The 17206-nt window shown below is 63.3% G+C and carries 14 protein-coding genes; 13 read left to right on the top strand and 1 reads right to left on the bottom strand.

All coding sequences use genetic code 11. The features are described 5' to 3' along the window. From M2S36_RS10945 to M2S36_RS10920, 6 genes are all read left to right on the top strand, one after another. A partial coding sequence (locus M2S36_RS10945) for a type I secretion C-terminal target domain-containing protein (RefSeq protein ID WP_333957165.1) occupies nucleotides 1–3417 on the top strand: 3417 nt, incomplete at its 5' end. A gap of 251 nt (nucleotides 3418–3668) precedes the next feature. Then, the gene (locus tag M2S36_RS10940) at nucleotides 3669–4010 is read left to right on the top strand and encodes a tryptophan synthase subunit beta (protein WP_207833026.1); all 342 of its coding nucleotides are present in this window, start codon (nucleotides 3669–3671) and stop codon (nucleotides 4008–4010) included. A gap of 198 nt (nucleotides 4011–4208) precedes the next feature. Next, complete coding sequence (locus tag M2S36_RS10935) at nucleotides 4209–5108, top strand: TauD/TfdA dioxygenase family protein (RefSeq protein ID WP_233688039.1); 900 nt, start codon at nucleotides 4209–4211, stop codon at nucleotides 5106–5108. An 18-nt stretch (nucleotides 5109–5126) separates the two neighbouring features. Beyond that, nucleotides 5127–6146: an ABC transporter substrate-binding protein gene (locus M2S36_RS10930; RefSeq protein ID WP_333957164.1), complete on the top strand. Its 1020-nt coding sequence runs from the start codon at nucleotides 5127–5129 to the stop codon at nucleotides 6144–6146. A gap of 6 nt (nucleotides 6147–6152) precedes the next feature. Continuing rightward, entirely contained in the window at nucleotides 6153–7016 is an 864-nt protein-coding gene (locus M2S36_RS10925) for an ABC transporter ATP-binding protein (RefSeq protein WP_207833032.1), read from the top strand. Between the two features lie 14 nt (nucleotides 7017–7030). Then, entirely contained in the window at nucleotides 7031–7894 is an 864-nt protein-coding gene (locus M2S36_RS10920; RefSeq protein ID WP_333957163.1) for an ABC transporter permease, read from the top strand. A 118-nt stretch (nucleotides 7895–8012) separates the two neighbouring features. Here the strand turns inward: M2S36_RS10920 and M2S36_RS10915 are convergent, their stop codons facing one another. Then, nucleotides 8013–8573 (bottom strand): WYL domain-containing protein, encoded by a 561-nt coding sequence (locus tag M2S36_RS10915; RefSeq protein WP_063914377.1) that lies wholly within the window; start codon nucleotides 8571–8573, stop codon nucleotides 8013–8015. A gap of 207 nt (nucleotides 8574–8780) precedes the next feature. Between M2S36_RS10915 and M2S36_RS10910 the strand changes: the two genes are divergently transcribed. The 7 genes from M2S36_RS10910 (at nucleotide 8781) to M2S36_RS10880 (ending at nucleotide 17158) form a co-directional block, all read left to right on the top strand. Then, complete coding sequence (locus M2S36_RS10910) at nucleotides 8781–9575, top strand: tetratricopeptide repeat protein (protein WP_333957162.1); 795 nt, start codon at nucleotides 8781–8783, stop codon at nucleotides 9573–9575. Nucleotides 9576–9809: 234 nt separating this feature from the next. Further along, on the top strand, nucleotides 9810–10262 hold the full coding sequence (locus M2S36_RS10905) for a MarR family winged helix-turn-helix transcriptional regulator (RefSeq protein WP_333957161.1): 453 nt from the start codon (nucleotides 9810–9812) through the stop codon (nucleotides 10260–10262). Next, a complete protein-coding gene (locus tag M2S36_RS10900; RefSeq protein WP_333957160.1) occupies nucleotides 10259–12346 on the top strand; it encodes an FUSC family protein in 2088 nt (695 codons plus the stop codon). The genes M2S36_RS10905 and M2S36_RS10900 overlap by 4 nt, the downstream gene beginning before the upstream one ends. Further along, on the top strand, nucleotides 12343–12555 hold the full coding sequence (locus tag M2S36_RS10895) for a DUF1656 domain-containing protein (RefSeq protein WP_003255905.1): 213 nt from the start codon (nucleotides 12343–12345) through the stop codon (nucleotides 12553–12555). Before M2S36_RS10900 ends, M2S36_RS10895 begins: the two co-directional genes overlap by 4 nt. Then, nucleotides 12552–13427 carry an efflux RND transporter periplasmic adaptor subunit gene (locus M2S36_RS10890; RefSeq protein WP_233688042.1) on the top strand — a complete coding sequence of 292 codons (876 nt, stop codon included), beginning with the start codon at nucleotides 12552–12554 and terminating at the stop codon, nucleotides 13425–13427. The genes M2S36_RS10895 and M2S36_RS10890 overlap by 4 nt, the downstream gene beginning before the upstream one ends. After that, nucleotides 13424–14842, top strand: a complete 1419-nt coding sequence (locus M2S36_RS10885) for a TolC family protein (RefSeq protein ID WP_333957159.1) — start codon at nucleotides 13424–13426, stop codon at nucleotides 14840–14842. Before M2S36_RS10890 ends, M2S36_RS10885 begins: the two co-directional genes overlap by 4 nt. A gap of 372 nt (nucleotides 14843–15214) precedes the next feature. Beyond that, nucleotides 15215–17158, top strand: a complete 1944-nt coding sequence (locus tag M2S36_RS10880; RefSeq protein ID WP_333957158.1) for an FTR1 family protein — start codon at nucleotides 15215–15217, stop codon at nucleotides 17156–17158. The last annotated feature ends 48 nt before the right edge of the window (nucleotides 17159–17206 follow it).

Raw genomic sequence — 17206 nt, 5'->3', positions numbered from 1 at the left:
GGCGCTGACGTGGGCAAGTTCGAGCAACTGACCCTGGACAAGACCCCGGTCAGCACCACCGTCACCGACGAGCCGGGCTCGGGCACCCCGGGTACCGGCAACCAGGGCGATGTCGCCACGGTCGGCATCAGCGGCACCACGTCACTGACCGAAGGCGAAACCGGCCACTACACGCTGACCTTGAGCAATGCGTCCAAGGCCGAGGTCACGATCACCCTCAGCTACAGCGGCACCGCCAAGAATGGCGAGGACTTCACCGGTATCACCACTGTGAAGATCCCGGCCAACAGCAACGGCACCACGTTCGACATCGCGACCATCGACGACAAGCTGGTCGAGGGTATCGAGAACTTCACTGTGAAGATCGAAACCGCCACCGGTGGAGGCTTCGAGAACCTGAAGGTCGACAGCAACAATGCCAGCGTGACCACAGCCATCCTCGACAACGACCACCTGCCGGTTTCGCCTGGCGGTGCGGTGTTTGGCGTGGAAGACACCGCCTACGTGTTTGCCTGGAGTGACTTCAAAGTCACCGATGCCGACAGCAACACCGGCCTGTCCGTGACCATTACCTCGCTCCCGGCCGCCGGCAGCTTGCAGTTCTTCAATGGTACTGCATGGGTGAATGTGGCCGTCGGCCAAGTGGTCAGCCAGGCTGACATCACGGCCCAGAACCTGAAGTTCGTCCCGGCCCTCAACCAGTCGGGTGGGGACAGCTACGGTGGCAACGGCGTGGGGAACCAGCAGGCTGACTACGCGCAGTTCAAGTTCAAGCCGAACGATGGCACCAACCTGGGCAGCGAAGTGACCATGAAGGTCGATATCAGTCCGGTTGCAGACAAGCCGACCCTGAGCTTCGGCAGCGCTGATTTCGACTCCAAAGGCCTGACCAAGGAAGTCTGGACCAGCCTCAAAGGCCTGGGTACTGGTGGTAATGGTATTACCGGCGAAGACCTGAAGACGGTCTTTGCCAACTCCGGCAATGCCAACGCCAGCAGCACCACCACCAATGTGCAGTCCGATGGCAGCGTCGGCGCTGGCACCGGCTCGAAAACGTCGGGCCTGATTTATCTGGAAGCCGGCAAGACCTACACCTTCAGCGGGACCGCCGACGATAGCTTCGTGGTCACCATTGGTGGCAAGACCGTGGTCACGGCCACCTGGGGGGCCGGTGGGCAGATCTCGGGTACCTTCACCCCGAACAACAGTGGCTACTACCCGATCGAGGTCTACCATGCCAACCAGTCCGGCCCAGGCAGCTATGACCTGAACATCCAGGCAGGCTCGGGTGCGGTCACTGACCTGAGCAGCTCGAACCTGAAGATGTACCAAAGCGTGACCGAGATGGCCAACGCCGGCCTGGGCGTGTCCGACCTGCACACCGTCAATGGGCAGAGCTACTACGACGGCTACAAGTTCAATGAAGGGCCGGAAGGTGGTTCGGTGAAACTGGTCAGCATCTCTACCGCCCTGACCGACACCGATGGCTCCGAGAGCTTGAGCGTGACCCTCAGCGGTATTCCGAAAGGTACCGTGCTGAGCGATGGTGCAGGCCACACTGTCACGGTCGGTACTGGACCAGTCGATGTGACGGGCTGGAAACTGAGCAGCCTGACCTTGACTCCACCGGCCTATTACAAAGGTTCGTTCGACGTTACCGTCACCTCGGTTGCCACTGAAAGCCTGGGCGGTTCGGCCGTTACCACCGGCAACATCCCGGTGACCGTATACGCTGCGACCTACAAGGCCAGTGTCGGTACCTCGGGCAGCGATACGCTGAACGGCAGCGAAGGCAACGACATCATGGTCGCCGACGTGTCTGGCCTGAACGTGGTTCAGGGCAAGAACTACAACATTGCCTTTATTGTCGACAGCTCGGGCAGCATGAGTGACAAGTCGATTTCGGACGCGAAGACGCAGCTGGCCTCGGTGTTCAATACGCTCAAGGCCAGCCTGGGCTCCGATACCTCGGGCACGGTCAACATCTTCCTGGTGGACTTCGATACCCAGGTCAAGCAGAACGTGGCGGTGAACCTTGCCGACCCGAATGCCTTGAGCAAGCTGCAGAACGTACTGAACTCCATGGCAAGCGGCGGCGGTACCAACTACGAAGACGCGTTCAAGGCCACGGCCAACTTCTTCAAGAGCGCCATGGCCAGCAGTAACGCCAATGCGGAGAACCTGACTTACTTCATCACTGACGGCAAGCCGACCTACTACCAGAGCGGGGAGAATACCAACCCGCGGCTGTGGACCAATGGCAAGTACCTGGATGACGTGGTCAACGTCAACAACTACAAACTTGGCGATACCTTCAGTGGCTGGGCCGACTCGACTCACAAAGTCGAGATCAGCAGCAGTGGCACGGTCAAGGTCCTGACCTACAGCGAGAACAAGAAAGGTGAGTTGGTGCTTCAGTCCACCAGCACCGTCGGCACCTTGCATGCTCAGGGCGATGGCACCTACGAGTTCTCCAGCCTGGACGGTTCTGGCTACGGTGAGTATTGGAACTATCAGGAGTCGGCAGCAGGCACCACCGCGAGCTTCAGCTTGCTCGGTGGCGTCAACGGCGTGAGTAAAGTGCAGGCCATCGGCTTGAATAGCGATGTCACGCTGAACGATCTGAAGCCGTACGACTCCGCTGGCAAACCACAGGCAGGCATTGATCCGTCGGATCTGGCCAAGGCGATTCTCGGCCATTCCGAGGCGATTCTGCCGGGCGCTGACAGCATCGATGGTGGTAACGGCAACGACATCATCTTCGGTGACCTGATTACTCTCAACGGTGTCGTCAGTGAGGGCTATCAGGCGCTGCAGACGTACGTGGCGCAAAAGAGCGGTGTCGAAGCCAGTTCCATCACCACCAGTAATGTCCACCAGTACATTACCGAGCACTACACCGAGTTCGATATCTCCGGTGCCAACGACGGTAAAGACTTGCTGTCCGGCGGCAATGGCAACGACATCCTCTTCGGTCAAGGTGGCGATGACGTGCTTGATGGTGGCAAGGGTAACGACATCCTGCTGGGCGGTAGCGGCAAGGACACCCTGATCGGTGGCCAGGGCCACGATATCCTGATTGGCGGCAGCGGTTCTGATACCTTCGTGTGGAAGGCTGGCGATACCGGCAATGACGTCATCAAGGACTTCAACGTAGGCGAAAAAGACAAGATCGACTTGAGCGACCTGCTGCAGAACGAGAAGGGCAGCACCATCGACAACTACCTGAAACTCACCACGGTGGACGGTACGACGACGCTGCAGGTCAGCAGCGAAGGCAAGCTCAATGCCGAAGGTGGCCTGGCCAACGCCGACGTGACCATCAAGCTGGAAGGGGTGAACTGGTCCAACACCACGATCAACTCGTTGATCAGCGGTGCTGACCCGACCATCATCATCCACAACAAGGACAGCTGATTGCTCATGCGCTAGCGGGCTGCCCTGCAGCCCGATTGCCGGCAAGCCGGCTCCCACAGGTACTGTGCAGCTCCTGAGAGTTGTGCGGTACCTGTGGGCGCTTGCTTGCCGGCGATTGGCCTCTGAGCGGCCACGGCTCTTTCCTGACATCCTGCGACAGCGCATACTCTGGCGCCGGCCCTGCGTGCCGGGCGATCTTTGCCTATGCTGCTGTCTACTATCAAAGGACTAACGTGACGAGGGACACCGCCATGTTCTACGTGCAACGCGATGCCGCCGGCCAGTTGCGGCGGGTAGAAGCGGCCGCTTTCGACCAGTTCACCGAAATGCTTCCCGCTGACCATGCCGATATCCAGGAATGGTTTGCCGATGACGTCGTGGAAAACAGCCTCAACCAGCTCAAGCAAAGCGACCTGGACATGATCCGCGTGCTCGAGGACCTGATCGACGTGTTGACCGCCAAAGGGGTGTTCAAGATCACCGACCTGCCCCCCGGTGCGCAGGCCAAGCTGCTTAACCGTTCTACAGCGCGCAAGGCGCTCAGCAGCCTGAACAACCTCATTGATGAAGAAGAGCAGGGCGGGCTGATCTGACTGCGCAACGCCCTTACAGCAGTGCTATGGTTATTCGTTAACGGTATTTAAAATATAACTCTTATGACTTTATAGTCACCTCCACTGCGTACCCGTCGACCAATCGATGCGCCGCACGACTTGAACCCACACGGGAAATCCCCGTGCGTTTCTGATCGTTGCGCGCCATTGAAGTCGCGCACTGCGTGGGAGTGAAAAATGTCAGCCGCCTCGAACGCCTTGTCGATCATCGACAGCGCCCAGCCGCAACGCTTCGAAATCCGCCCGTTCTCCGGTGCCGTAGGCGCCGAGATCATCGGCCTGGACCTGGCCAGACCGGTCAACGCCGAGGATTTCGCCCGTATCCATCGCGCCCACCTCGACCACCATGTGCTGGTGTTCCGCGACCAGCGCATCAGCCCCGACCAGCAGATCGCCTTCAGCCGCCGCTTCGGCCCATTGCAGATCCATGTGCTCAAACAGTTCCTGCTCGCCGGCCATCCCGAGATCCTGATCGTTTCCAACATCATCGAAAACGGCCAGAACATCGGCCTGGGCGATGCCGGCAAGTTCTGGCACTCGGACCTGTCGTACAAGGAACTGCCCAGCCTCGGCTCCATGCTGCATGCCCAGGAGCTGCCCAGTGAAGGCGGCGATACCCTGTTCGCCGACATGCACAAAGCCTGGGACGCCGTACCCGCGGCCTTGCGCAACGTGGTCGAGGGCCGCAGTGCCGCTCACTCCTACACCGCCCGTTACGCCGAGACCAAGTTCGAAGGCAACTGGCGCCCGACCCTGACCGCCGAGCAGCTGGCGCAGGTACAGGAAGTCATCCACCCGGTGGTCCGTACCCACCCGGAAAACGGCCGCAAGGCGCTGTTCGTCAGCGAAGGCTTCACCACCCGCATCGTCGGCCTGCCAGATGACGAAAGCCGCGACGTGCTGAAACAACTGTATGCCCTGAGCGTGCTGGAGCAGAACATCTACCGCCATCAGTGGCAGCCCCACGACCTGGTGTTCTGGGACAACCGCTCGCTGATCCACCTGGCCACCGGCTGCCCCGCACACCTGCGGCGCAAGCTGTACCGCACCACCATCCAGGGCGATGCCCCGTTCTGACGACTGAGGAAACCCATCATGCGTAAATCCATCAGCCGCCTGGCGGCAAGCATTGGCCTGGGCGCAAGCCTGGTCGTCGGCAGCCTGGCGGCCCCCGCCACGGCGCAAGCAGAAGGCAAGATTCGCATCGCCGAGCAGTTCGGCATTGTCTACCTGCTGCTGAACGTAGTGCGTGACCAGCATCTGATCGAAAAACATGGCAAGGAGCAGGGCATCGACATCGAAGTCGATTGGGCCCAGCTGTCGGGTGGTTCGGCCGTCAACGATGCACTACTGTCCGGTTCGGTGGACATCGCCGGCGCCGGCGTCGGCCCACTGTTGACCGTGTGGGACCGCACCAACGGCCGACAGAACGTCAAGGCCGTGGCCTCGCTGGGCAACTTCCCGTACTACCTGGTCAGCAGCAACCCCAACGTGAAGACCATTGCCGACCTCTCCGACAAAGACCGCATCGCCGTACCGGCGGTAGGCGTTTCGGTGCAGTCGCGCTTCCTGCAGTACGCCGCCGCCCAGCAGTGGGGCGACAAGGAATACAATCGCCTCGACAAATACACCCTGGCCGTGCCGCACCCGGATGCCACTGCCGCGCTGCTGGCCGGCGGCACCGAACTCAACGGGCACTTCTCCAACCCGCCGTTCCAGGACCAGGTGCTGGCCAACAAGAACGTGCACGTGGTGCTCAACAGCTACGACCTGCTCGGCCCCAACTCGCCGACCTTGCTGTTCGCCACCGAGAAATTCCGCAAGGACAACCCCAAGACCTACAAGGCCTTCGTCGATGCGCTGGCCGAAGCTGCGGACTTCGCCCAGAAGGACAAGGCGGCCGCCGCCGATACTTACATCCGCGTGACCAAGGCCAAGATCGACCGCGACACGCTGATCAAGCTGATCGACAACCCGCAGTACGAGTTCACCGTCACGCCAAAGAACACCTACAAGCTGGCCGACTTCCTCTATCGGGTAGGCGCCATCAAGCACAAGCCGGAATCGTGGAAGGACTACTTCTTCCAGGATGAACGCCCGCTGCAGGGGAGCTGACCGATCATGACCGCCCCATTGCCAGGCCACACGGCCAGCAACCTGAGCCGTGTCGCCACGCCGCCCTTGCTCAAGGTGGATAACCTCAGTCTCGAATACCGCACCGCGCAACGCGTGGTGCGGGCCACCCACCAGGTCAGCTTCGAAGTCGACCGTGCCGACCGTTTCGTGCTGCTCGGCCCCTCCGGCTGCGGCAAGTCCACCTTGCTCAAGGCCGTGGCCGGGTTCATCTCGCCTCAGGAAGGGCAGATTCTGCTGCAGGGCCAGCCGGTCAACGGCCCTGGCCCTGACCGCATCGTGGTGTTCCAGGAGTTCGACCAGCTGCCGCCGTGGAAGACGGTGAAGCAGAACGTCATGTTCCCGCTGCTGGTGTCGGGCCAGCTGAAACGCGCCGAAGCCGAGGAGCGGGCATTGCACTACCTGGAAAAAGTCGGCCTGGCAGCCTTCGCCGATGCTCACCCGCACACCCTGTCGGGCGGTATGAAGGCGCGCGTGGCGATTGCCAGGGCCTTGGCCACGCAGCCGAAGATCCTGCTGATGGACGAACCGTTCGCGGCACTTGATGCGCTGACCCGACGCAAGATGCAGGAAGAATTGCTGCTGCTATGGGAAGAGGTGCGTTTTACCCTGCTGTTCGTTACTCACTCCATCGAAGAAGCACTGGTGGTCGGCAACCGCATCCTGCTGCTGTCGCCCCACCCGGGGCGGGTGCGCGCCGAAGTGCACAGCCACCAGTACGACCTGGGCAGCCTGGGTGGCAGCGACTTCCAGGCCAGTGCCCGGCGCATCCACCGTTTGCTGTTCGATGAGGCGGATGCGCCTGAACAGCCCGACGATCTTGGTTTCAACGATATCCGCATCGCCTACTGACAGGAGCTTCAGCCATGACCACTACACCTGTACGCCAGGAATACGAGGTGCAGCTGGAGCCCCTGCTCAGTGTGCCTTTGGAGCGCCAGCTACCGCTGGCGCAACGCCTGTGGCAGCACAGCTGGCTGCGCAAGGCGGTCATCCTGCTGGTGATCGCCGTGCTGTGGGAGGCCATCGCCCGCTACCAGGGCAACGATCTGTTGCTGCCGACCTTCCTGCAGACGGCCACGGCGCTGTGGGACGGACTGGTCAGCGGTGAGCTGCCGGCCAAGGTCGGCGTGTCGCTGGTGATTTTGCTCAAGGGCTACCTGCTGGGGATCATCCTGGCCTTCGGCCTCACCAGCTTGGCGGTGTCGACCCAGCTTGGGCGCGATCTGCTGGGCACGCTGACCTCGATGTTCAACCCGCTGCCGGCGATTGCCCTGTTGCCCCTGGCCTTGCTGTGGTTCGGGCTGGGTGACAACAGCCTGATCTTCGTGCTGGTGCACTCGGTGCTGTGGGCGATGGCGCTGAACTCCTATGCCGGCTTCCTCGGCGTGTCCGAGACGCTGCGCATGGCTGGACGCAACTATGGCCTGAAAGGGCTGCGGCTGGTGCTGCATATCCTGGTGCCGGCGGCGCTGCCGTCGATCCTGTCGGGGCTCAAGATCGGCTGGGCGTTCGCCTGGCGCACACTGATCGCTGCCGAGCTGGTTTTCGGGGCCAGCAGTGGCAAAGGCGGGTTGGGCTGGTACATCTTCCAGAACCGCAACGAGCTATACACCGACAAGGTGTTTGCCGGGTTGGCGGTGGTGATCCTGATCGGCTTGCTGGTGGAAGGACTGGTGTTCAATACCCTGGAGCGGCTGACGGTGCGGCGCTGGGGGATGCAGCGCTAGCAGGTAAACCTGTACCGGCCTCTTCGCGGGCTTGCCCGCTCCCACAGGAAAACCACACGTTTCAGAATCTGTAGAGCACCTGTGGGAGCGGGCAAGCCCGCGAAGAGGCCGGCACAGGCTACAAATTCTGGTACTGCGCAGCCGCATTGCTCAGGATCCTGCCAATCTCCTCCCTTAAGCCGGCAGGCTGCTCCACCACCACCCCATCCCCATGGCTCAACAGCCACCAGCGCAGCGGCCAGCCATCACTCACTGTGGCCCGCAACCGATGCCCGTGCTCCAGCGGCGTCAGCTGCATGTCACTGCTTAGCGGTGCATCCCGCAACTGCCGCGCCAGCGCATCGCTGATCCGCGCCACCAACCCCACCCCCTCGCCCCGGGCCGGTTGCAAGGCATCGCCACGCAGGTGTGTCAGCAAGTCGAAATTGCCGCGCAGCTCGCCCACGGCGCTTGCCGACCAGTGCCAGCCAAACGGAATGCTCTTGTCATTGCGCTCCAGTGGGAATATCAGCGACAGCTCATTGAGGTCGCGCTCGACAGTGCGTTTGCTGACAGTGAAGCCCACGTCACGCAGGCGCCATACCAGCTCGGCGCTGGTAATACCTGGGGAACGGCTGGGCAGCTGGCGCAGCAGCGCCCACTGCCGGCTGAGGGTGGCGCGAGTGGTGGCGAACGGCAAAAGATAACGTCCTTGTCTAGGCTTGCCGCAATAGGATGGCGGCAGGCGTGGGTCATGGCAATTGGCCACAGCCTGCTCAGATCAAGTAAGTCGCATTTGGTTGCCTGGTGCCGAATCGTTCGCGACAGGTTTTGACGCTACGTCACGCAGAATCACGCCTCATCACAGCCAAAGGTTGGGGCTGTGTGTCGTTCAATGAGGATGAACATGTCTGCTGCCAGCAATATCCATTCGCTGCTTGCCCGCCTTTTGCCCGAGCGGGTTATTGCCCCACCGGCCGCTGTCGGGAGGCGACAGCGACTGTTTGTCGGGATAGGGATGCCCAGTCAGCGTTCGCTGCTGGTCAGCCGCCTGGACGAAGCCAGCGACCTGCAGGCGGTGTATGTCGACCTGCGCCGCCAGGCCTTGCAAGGCAACGTGGCGGCGCTCAACGACCTTGGCTGGATCTGGCTCAACGGCAAATACTGGCGTGCTGACACCGTGTTGGCCGGCCACCTGTTGCGCATGGCGGCCCTGCAGGGCAATGCGGCGGCATGGTTCAACCTTGGGCAGCAACATTACTTCGGCAAAGGCATCGAGCCCTCTTACGTGCAGGCGGCGGAGTGCTACCGGCAGGCGTTCGAGCGGGGCATGCTGCATGCTGCTGCCGCGCTGGGTGACCTGTACGAGGAAGAGGTGTGTAACGGCGGCCAGCAGTGGCAGGTCGACCTGGTGCAGGCTTACCAGTGGTTCCTGCGCGGGGCCGAGCGGGGCGAGGCACGCTGCCGTTTCGAGGTGGGTTACCGGTTGATGCACGGGTTGTACGTGGAGGCTGATCTCAAGGCTGCGTTGTACTGGCTGGAGCTGGCGGCAGCGGCGGGGGTGGTGCAGGCGGCCGAGGAGCTGGCGGTGCACTTCAGCAGCGGCGACGCGGTACGGTACCAGGAGTGGCGGGATCGGGCGGTGCAGATGGGCAGCACACTGGCCTTGACCATGAAGCTGGAAGACCAGATACAGACCTGAATTTTCTGTTGCCTGTACCGACCCTTTCGCGGGCTCGCCCGCTCCCACAGGGATCGCACAAATTTCAGGTCCTGTGAGATCCCTGTGGGAGCGGGCAAGCCCGCGAAAGGGCCAGTACAGACAGAAGCATGAACAACATTTCACCCAAGCTATCCGTCACCCCAGGTTGACGACTGGGGTAGGCACAGGCGTATATTGATAGTTAGCAAACTATGAATATCCTTGGTTCCTGTCATGTCCCTTGATCTCCTGCGCCTGCAAGTCAGCAGTGGCATGGTGGTTGCCGCACGCCATTGGCGGCGCATCTGCCATGCTGCCCTGACCGGTTACGGCATTTCCGAGGCCTGCGCGGCGCCGTTGCTGATGATCGTGCGCCTGGGCGACGGCGTGCATCAGGTGGCCGTGGCCCAGGCCGCTGGCCTGGAAAGCCCGTCGCTGGTGCGCCTGCTCGACCAACTGTGCAAGGCTGGCCTGGTATGCCGCAGCGAGGACCCGCTGGACCGCCGCGCCAAAGCCCTGAGCCTGACCGCCGAAGGCCGCGCCCTGGCCGAATCCATCGAAGCCGAACTGGTGCGCCTGCGCCGAGAGGTGCTGCATGGCATCGATCAGGCCGACCTGGAAGCCGCCTTGCGCGTGCTGTGTGCCTTCGAAGCTGCCGGCCTGGGCAACACAGGCGGGGCGGCATGAACGGTTTCTTCAGCTCGGTGCCCCCCGCCCGCGACTGGTTCTATGGCGTGCGTACCTTTGCCGCCTCCATGATCGCCCTGTACATCGCCCTGCTCATGCAGTTGCCGCGCCCCTATTGGGCCATGGCTACGGTGTATATCGTCTCCAGCCCGTTCCTTGGCCCCACCAGCTCCAAGGCCCTGTACCGTGCCGTGGGCACGCTGCTCGGCGCCGGCGGGGCGATTTTCCTGGTACCACCGCTGGTGCAGTCGCCGTTGCTGCTGAGCATCGCCATCGCCCTGTGGACCGGCACCTTGCTGTTCCTTTCGCTGAACCTTCGCACCGCCAACAACTACGTGCTGATGCTGGCTGGCTACACCTTGCCGATGATCGCCCTGGCTGTGGTCGACAACCCGCTGGCAGTGTTCGACGTGGCGTCTTCCCGGGCCCAGGAAATCTGTCTGGGGATCGTCTGCGCGGCGGTGGTCGGGGCGATCTTCTGGCCACGCCGGCTGGCGCCGGTTGTAGTCGGTGCCACCGGCAGCTGGTTCACCGAGGCGATCCGTTACAGCGACACCTACCTGGCGCGTGATGTCAGCGCCGACAAAGTTGGTGGCATGCGCGGGGCGATGGTTGCCACCTTCAACTCGCTAGAGCTGATGATCGGCCAGCTCGGCCATGAAGGCGCCGGTCCGCACACCCTGAAGAACGCCCGCGAGTTGCGCGGACGCATGATCCATCTGCTGCCGGTGATCGACGCCCTCGACGACGCCCTGGTAGCCCTCGAAGGCCGCGCCCCGGCTCAGTTCGCCCAGTTGCAACCGCTGCTCGATGCCGCCCGCGAATGGCTCAAGGGAACCGCCGACAGCGCCTCGGTCGACCGCTGGACCACCCTGCACGAACAGATCGAGCGCCTGCAACCCGGTGCCGCTGCCCTCGACCAGCGCGCCGAACTGCTACTGTCCAACGCCCTGTATCGCCTGACCGAATGGGCCGACCTGTGGCAGGACTGCTGCAGCCTGCAACACGCCTTGCGCAGCGACGATGCCAAACCTTGGCGCGCGGTCTACCGCCACTGGCGCCTGGGCCGCCTGACGGCGTTCTTCGACCGTGGCCTGATGCTGTACTCGGTGGCCTCCACCGTGCTGGCGATCATCGTCGCCTGCGGCCTGTGGATCGGCCTGGGCTGGAACGACGGCGCCAGCGCAGTGATCCTCGCCGCCGTGTCGTGCAGCTTCTTCGCCGCCATGGATGACCCGGCGCCGCAGATCTACCGGTTCTTCTTCTGGACGCTGATGTCGGTCATCTTCTCCAGCCTGTACCTGTTCCTGGTGCTGCCCAACCTGCACGATTTCCCGATGCTGGTGCTGGCCTTCGCTGTGCCGTTCATCTGCGTCGGCACCCTGACCGTGCAGCCGCGCTTTTACCTCGGCACTTTGCTGACCATCGTCAACACCTCGACCTTCATCAGCATCCAGGGCGCCTACGACGCCGACTTTTTCACCTTCCTCAACTCCAACCTGGCTGGCCCCGTGGGGCTGCTGTTCGCCTTCATCTGGACCCTGGTGATGCGCCCGTTTGGCGTGGAGCTGGCGGCCAAGCGCATGACCCGCTTCGCCTGGCGCGACATTGTCGAGATGACCGAGCCGGCCACCCTGGCCGAGCACCGCCAGGTCGGTGTGCAAATGCTAGACCGCCTGATGCAGCACCTGCCGCGCCTGTCGCAAACCGGCCAGGACAGCGGCGTGGCACTGCGCGACCTGCGCGTGGGGCTGAACCTGCTCGACCTGCTGGCCTATATGCCGCGTGCCGGCCAGCAGGCTCGCGAGCGCCTGAACACGGTGATCGAGGAAGTTGGCGCGCACTACGCCGCCTGCCTGCGCGCCGGTGAGCGTCTGCACGCTCCGGCCGCGCTACTGCGCAACATGGAGCGCGCGCGCCTGGCGCTGAACCTTGATGAGCTGTACGAGCGCGGTGATGCCCGCACCCACCTGCTGCACGCCCTGAGCGGCCTGCGCCTGGCGCTGCTGCCGGGTGTGGAGGTAATGCTCGAGCCAGCCGAACAACCGCAACTGCCCCCCGGCCTCGACGGAGCGCCCCTGTGATTGGTGAACTGGATATCAGCGGGGTATTCCTGCCCACGCTGCTGGTGATGATGTTTGGCACCTACCTGCTGTTCCTCGGAGTGCACGCGGTGCTGGTGCGCCTGCATTTCTACCGCCTGGTCTGGCACCGGGCGTTGTTCAACGTTGCCCTGTATGCCGTGCTGCTTGGTGCGGTGGACCACTTTTGCCGAAACCTGATGCTGCCATGAAAAAACCTTTGCTGACCCTGGGCCGTGTGGTCCTGACCTTGCTAGTAGTGACCTTCGCCGCCGTGCTCGTGTGGCAGATGGTGGTCTACTACATGTTCGCCCCCTGGACCCGCGACGGCCACATCCGCGCCGACGTGATCCAGATCGCCCCGGATGTGTCCGGGCTGATCCAGAAGGTCGAGGTGCGTGACAACCAGACCGTCAAGCGCGGCGATGTGCTGTTCACCATCGACCAGGACCGCTTCACCCTGGCCCTGCGCCAGGCCAGGGCGACCCTGGGTGAGCGCCAGGAAACCCTGGCCCAGGCCTCCCGCGAAGCACAGCGCAACCGCAAGCTGGGCAACCTGGTAGCTGCCGAACAGCTGGAAGAAAGCCAGTCCCGCGAGGCCCGTGCCCGTTCCGCCGTCAGCGAAGCGCAGGTGGCTGTCGATACCGCCCAGCTCAACCTGGACCGCTCGGTGGTGCGCAGCCCGGTGGACGGTTACCTCAACGACCGTGCACCGCGTAATCACGAATTCGTCACTGCCGGCCGCCCGGTGCTGTCGGTGGTCGACAGCGCCTCGTACCACGTCGATGGCTACTTCGAGGAAACCAAGCTTGGCGGTATCCACATTGGCGATGCCGTGGACATTCGCGTCATGGGCGACAACACCCGCCTGCGTGGTCATGTGCAAAGCTTTGCCGCCGGTATCGAAGACCGCGACCGCAGCAGCGGCGCCAACCTGCTGCCCAACGTCAACCCGGCGTTCAGCTGGGTGCGCCTGGCCCAGCGTATTCCGGTGCGCATCGCATTTGACGAAGTGCCGCAGGACTTCCGCATGATCGCCGGGCGAACCGCCACGGTGTCGATCATCGAGGGCCAGCGGCCATGAAACAGCTGATCCTGGCAGGGCTGTGCCTCTCGCTGGGGGCCTGCATGATGGTTGGCCCCGACTACGAAGTACCGAAGGACGCGGCGGTGCAACGCAGCGACCTTGACGGCCCGTTGCGCCAGGATGCCGACAGCGTGGTGTCGGCACCGGTGCCCGAGGACTGGTGGCAGCTGTACCAAGATCAACGGTTGAACGAGCTGGTGCGCCAGGCCCTGAGTGCCAACACCGACCTGCGTGTGGCGGCCGCCAACATTGCCAAGGCACGCGCCCAGGTCGAAGTTGCCGAGTCGCAAGGTGGCTTCAACGGCGGTGTCAAACTGGGCGCCCAGCGCCTGCAGGAGTCGGGTGAAGCCTTCCTGCTGCCCGAGAAAGTGCCGGTGGCCAACATCGGTGAGGCCATCATCAGTGCCTCGTACCAGTTCGACCTGTGGGGCACTTTCAAGCGTGGCACCGAGGCGGCCAAGGCCAATGCCGACGCAGTGCAGGCCGCCGCCGACACCGCCCGCATCACCCTGGTGGCGGATGTGGTCAAGGCCTACACCCAGGTATGCTCGGCCAACGAGGAATACCACATTGCCCGCGAGTCGCTCGACCTGCAGGAGCAGAGCGTGAAGCTCAACCAGCGCCTGCGCGATGCCGGGCGTGGCGACGAAACCCAGGTCACCCGCTCACAGACCCAGTTCAAATCCTTGCGCGCCGAACTGCCGCGCTTCAAGGCGGAGCGCGAGACCGGCATGTATACCCTGGCCGCTTTGTTGGCCAAGCCGGTCGACCAATTGCCTACTGGCACTGCCGATTGTGCCGAGCTGCCGCACCTGAACCAGCTGGTGCCGGTGGGTGATGGCGCTGCGCTGCTCAAACGCCGCCCAGATGTGCGCCAGGCCGAACGCCAGCTGGCTGCTGCCACCGCCTACATTGGCGTGGCGACTGGTGCCCTGTACCCGGACATCAGCATCGGCGCCCAGGTTGGTACCATCGGTATTCTCGAGAACCTCGGCGATCCGTCGACTAACCGCTGGGGTTTCGGCCCGCAGATCAGCTGGACCATCCCCACCAACGGCACCCGCGCCCGCATTCGCATGGCTGAAGCCTCGACCCAGGCAGCCCTGGCGAATTTTGATGGGGTAGTGCTGAACGCCATTCGCGAGACCCAGACCCGCCTGGCGCAGTACAGCGCCTTGCTGGATCGGCGTGACGCGCTGGCCGAGGCTGAGAAATCGGCCAAGGAAGCAGCGGACCAGACGCACCGCTATTACCAGGCTGGGCGTGAGTCGTTCCTGGCCGACCTGCAGGCGACGCGGACCTATACCGACATGCGCGCGCAGCTGGCGGCGGCCAATAGCCAGGTGGCTCAGGGACAGATTGGGGTGTTCCTGGCGTTGGGTGGGGGGTGGAAGGATACGGGTAGGCATTGAGGTAGGGCTGCCATGTGCCTGTCTTAAGCTCTTCAGCGCTTATGAGATCGAGCGCCGCCCGCGCGGCGCATCGCGAGCAAGCTCGCTCCTACATCTGTTTCGGGCCAATTATTTCTGAGGCAGGGGCGCGCGGCCCCTTTTTATTCACCTCGATATTGCGTGGGACAAACAAGGCGATCGCGCGCTGGCACAGGCGACACTGGCCCGAAACAAATGTAGGAGCGAGCTTGCTCGCGATGCGCCGCGCGGGCGGCGCTCGATCTCACAGGCGAAGAACCTCTAACGGCGGACATCCCACTTCATCAGATTTGTACCAAGATTTTTCATGAAATCCGCCCAGCACCCTTGAGCGAAGCTAAGTGGAAGTGAACAATGTTCTCTTTCGCATTTCCTTCGAGAGTGGCCATGAAAACCCGTTCCCGTCTGCTCGCCTGGCTGCCGGCTTTATTGCTCGGCCCGGTACTGGCGCTGTGCAGTACCCTGGCGCTGGCCGAAGCCCCCGCCGAGGCCACCAAGGCTTTGCACCTGCTCGACTACATTGGCGCCGACTACCCGCCGACCGTACAAGACGGCAAGGTCATCGACGATGGCGAATACCGCGAGCAGCAAGAGTTCAGCGCGGTATTGGCTGAGCTGGTGAAGGATCTGCCTGCCAATACCGAGCAAGCGGCACTGGAGCAGGGCATCCAAGCGCTGCGCCAGGCCATCGACCAGCGCCAGGACGGCCCGGTGGTGGCCAAGCAGGCCCGCCAACTGGGCGCGCGCCTGGCAGTGGCCTATGAGGTCAGCCAGGCCCCGGTAATCACCCCGGACCCGGCCCGTGGTGCTTCGCTGTACGCACAAAACTGCGCGATCTGCCACGGTGAAACCGGTGCCGGTGATGGCCCGGCCGGCGTGGGCCTTGAGCCTGCACCCGCCAACCTGCGCGATGTATCGCGCCTCGACCAGTTGAGCCTGTTCGACCTCTACAACACCCTGGCCCTGGGCATCGATGGCACCGAGATGCCGTCCTTTGCCGACCAGCTGGATGACCGCCAGCGTTGGGACGTGGCTGCATACATTGCCGGTTTCACCGCCAATCCACAGCCTGGCAAAGGCGACAAGACCTGGAACATCGCCGACCTGGCCCGGCAGACCCCGGCCGAAGTCGCCGTCAGCGAAGGCGCCACGGCCGTGGAGGCTTTCCGCGCCCAGCGCGCCCAGCCGCCGCAGGTCAAACGTGGCCCGGCACAATTGCTCGAATACACCGCCAGCACCCTGGACAAGAGCCTGGCGGCCTACCGCGCAGGTGATCACGACCAGGCCTATGACCTGTCAGTAGCGGCCTACCTGGAAGGCTTCGAGCTGGTGGAAAGCTCGCTGGACAACATCGATACCCAGGCGCGCAAGGACACCGAAAAATCGCTGATGGCCTACCGTCAGTCGCTGCAGGACGGCTTGCCCGTGGCCCAGGCCGAACAACGCCTGAGCGAAGCCAAGGCCAAGCTGGAGCAGGCTTCCAGGCTGCTGGGCAGCGATGGTCTGAGCTGGTCGCTGAGCTTTGTATCCGGCTTGCTGATCTTGCTGCGCGAAGGCCTGGAGGCGATTCTGGTGCTGGCGGCGATCCTGGCCTTCCTGCGCAACACCGGCCAGCAGTCGGCAGTGCGCAGCGTCAACATTGGCTGGGGCCTGGCGCTGGTCGCCGGTTTCGCCACCTGGGCCCTGGCGGCCTACGTGATCGACGTCGGTGGCGCCCAGCGCGAGCTGCTGGAAGGCTGCACGGCGCTTTTCGCCGCGGTGATGGTGCTGTGGCTTGGCGTGTGGATGCACGACCGCCGCCATGCCGCCGCCTGGAAGGACTACATCAAGAGCAGCCTGGTCAGTGGCGGCGGACGCTTCGGTTTTGCCGTGCTGGCGTTCTTCTCGGTATACCGCGAACTGTTCGAAGTGATCCTGTTCTACGAAACCCTGTGGCTGCAGGCCGGCCCGGCCGGGCACCAGGCGGTACTGGCGGGCGGTGCCACGGCGCTGGTGCTGCTGGTGGGGTTGGCCTGGGTAATTCTGCGTGGTTCGGCCAAGCTGCCGCTGTCGCTGTTCTTCAGCATCAACGCCGCGCTGCTATGTGCCTTGTCGGTGGTGTTCGCCGGGCATGGCGTGAAGGCACTGCAAGAGGCCGGGGTGCTGGGCACGCGGCCGGTGGCGTTCTTCGAATTCGACTGGCTGGGGATCCACGCCGATGCCTACTCGCTGTCAGCGCAGGCGCTGGCCTTGCTGGCCATCGTGTTCCTGTACGGGCGTTCGCGCCTGGCGGAAAGGCGCAGGGCAACGGCTAACTGATCGCCTGACAGGCTGGCGCGGCCCCTGTGGGCGCGGGCTTACCCGCGA

Source organism: Pseudomonas sp. SF2 (assembly GCF_036858055.1).
Classification (GTDB): Bacteria; Pseudomonadota; Gammaproteobacteria; order Pseudomonadales; family Pseudomonadaceae; genus Aquipseudomonas.
This window is presented reverse-complemented; position numbering and strand designations above follow the sequence as displayed.

Excerpts from the sequence above, each read along its gene's own strand:
- M2S36_RS10930 (WP_333957164.1), top strand. The coding sequence starts at position 5,127 with ATGCGTAAATCCATCAGCCGCCTGGCGGCAAGCATTGGCCTGGGCGCA.
- M2S36_RS10910 (WP_333957162.1), top strand. The coding sequence starts at position 8,781 with ATGTCTGCTGCCAGCAATATCCATTCGCTGCTTGCCCGCCTTTTGCCC.
- M2S36_RS10890 (WP_233688042.1), top strand. The coding sequence starts at position 12,552 with ATGAAAAAACCTTTGCTGACCCTGGGCCGTGTGGTCCTGACCTTGCTA.
- M2S36_RS10925 (WP_207833032.1), top strand. The coding sequence starts at position 6,153 with ATGACCGCCCCATTGCCAGGCCACACGGCCAGCAACCTGAGCCGTGTC.
- M2S36_RS10900 (WP_333957160.1), top strand. The coding sequence starts at position 10,259 with ATGAACGGTTTCTTCAGCTCGGTGCCCCCCGCCCGCGACTGGTTCTAT.
- M2S36_RS10905 (WP_333957161.1), top strand. The coding sequence starts at position 9,810 with ATGTCCCTTGATCTCCTGCGCCTGCAAGTCAGCAGTGGCATGGTGGTT.
- M2S36_RS10940 (WP_207833026.1), top strand. The coding sequence starts at position 3,669 with ATGTTCTACGTGCAACGCGATGCCGCCGGCCAGTTGCGGCGGGTAGAA.
- M2S36_RS10880 (WP_333957158.1), top strand. The coding sequence starts at position 15,215 with ATGTTCTCTTTCGCATTTCCTTCGAGAGTGGCCATGAAAACCCGTTCC.
- M2S36_RS10920 (WP_333957163.1), top strand. The coding sequence starts at position 7,031 with ATGACCACTACACCTGTACGCCAGGAATACGAGGTGCAGCTGGAGCCC.
- M2S36_RS10885 (WP_333957159.1), top strand. The coding sequence starts at position 13,424 with ATGAAACAGCTGATCCTGGCAGGGCTGTGCCTCTCGCTGGGGGCCTGC.
- M2S36_RS10935 (WP_233688039.1), top strand. The coding sequence starts at position 4,209 with ATGTCAGCCGCCTCGAACGCCTTGTCGATCATCGACAGCGCCCAGCCG.